The organism is Rhodococcus sp. 14C212 (genome assembly GCF_011058195.1).
Lineage (GTDB): Bacteria > Actinomycetota > Actinomycetes > Mycobacteriales > Mycobacteriaceae > Rhodococcus > Rhodococcus aetherivorans.
This window is the reverse complement of the sequence record NZ_JAALEH010000209.1, coordinates 1-1,290: the sequence shown is the minus strand read 5'-3', so window position 1 is coordinate 1,290 and position 1,290 is coordinate 1. Positions and strand designations below refer to the sequence as shown.

Below are 1,290 nucleotides of genomic sequence, written 5' to 3'. Positions count from 1 at the left end.
GAGGCAGCGTTTGGTCTCGCGGGACGTCTTTCCTTCGGCGGTTCGTCGGGCGGTGTATGCCTTGGTCGCGTCGTCGTATCGTTGCCGGGACAGCACGACGGTGTGCAGGGCCCGGTTGAGCTGCCGGTCGCCGTGCCGGTTCAGCCGATAACGGGTGGTGACCTGACCACTGTTCGCCGGAATCGGCGCGACGCCGGCGAGCATCGCGAACGCCGCTTCGGACCGGATACGGCCGGGGTGCGACCATGCGCACAGAATGGTGGCGGCCACGATCGGCCCGACGCCGAGTTGGGCGAGCAGGTCCGGCCGCCACCGCCGCACGATGACCAGGAGCTGCTTTTCGAGGTCGTCCGCTTCGGCCTGCAGGGTGCGGGCACGACGGGCGAGTGTCTTCAACACGGTCGCCGTGGTGGTGGTTTCGGTGTCCCAGTCCTTGCGTAGGCGCACGGTGGCGGCCCGACGGATCATCTCGGGTAGTTTGTGTCCGCGAAGCGTGTCGCGCAGTACCTCGGGGGCGGCGATGACGAGGCTGAACAGCTGGCGTTGGGCGACCGTCGAGGCGTCGACGGCGGACCGGCGCGCAACCAGCAGTACCGATAGTGCTTGACGGTCACCACCTGATCGTGGCGTGCCGACATCCTTGCGGGACAATGCTTCCCGTGCCGCACGCACCGCGTCGAGAGGGTCGGACTTGGCGCCGTGGCGACGCTGGGCGCGCTCGGGCCGGTCGAGTTCGACGACGAGTTCCTCACGGCGTTCGAGCAGTCGGGCCAAGCCGGCACCGTGTCCGCCGGTGCCCTCGATCGCCCACACTCGCAATGCGCTGTGCTCGTCGGCGAAGTCCACCAGATCCTGGTAGCCATCGACAGTGGTCGTCACGGTGATCTGGCCGAGAACAGCGCCGGTGCCGGCGGCGACCGCCGCGGCGGTATGGGTGTCGACGTGGGTGTCGACTCCGATGACGACGTCGACGATGTCAGTCAGAATGGTCATGCGTTCCTCCACTGGCTCCGGTTGGGACGAAGGGTCCGGTCCGGATGGGAGTCTCGGCAGGACTGTGACGGGACACGGCGGTGCTGTGAACACCACCGGTCAAGCTCCTGATCAGGCCAGTCGCTCCACCGGGCCGGGGCCGACGGACCACGAGCGGACAAGTCCCGGGAAAGGCACGAAGCCAGTCAGGCGAAGAGTCACGCACGCAGTCCATCGACTTCAGCCCACCACCGGCAGCTGCCGAACGTGCCGGCATTCACGCGGTTGGTGGTGAATCCATCCTCACAGTCAGGCGAG

At 67.5% G+C, this 1,290-nt stretch carries 1 protein-coding gene; it reads right to left on the bottom strand.

Translation table 11 applies throughout. From position 1 onward, the window contains the following. On the bottom strand, positions 1 to 993 hold a 993-nt coding region (locus tag G6038_RS30705; RefSeq protein ID WP_165042685.1), incomplete at its 3' end, for an IS110 family transposase. Between the last annotated feature and the right edge of the window lie 297 nt (positions 994 to 1,290).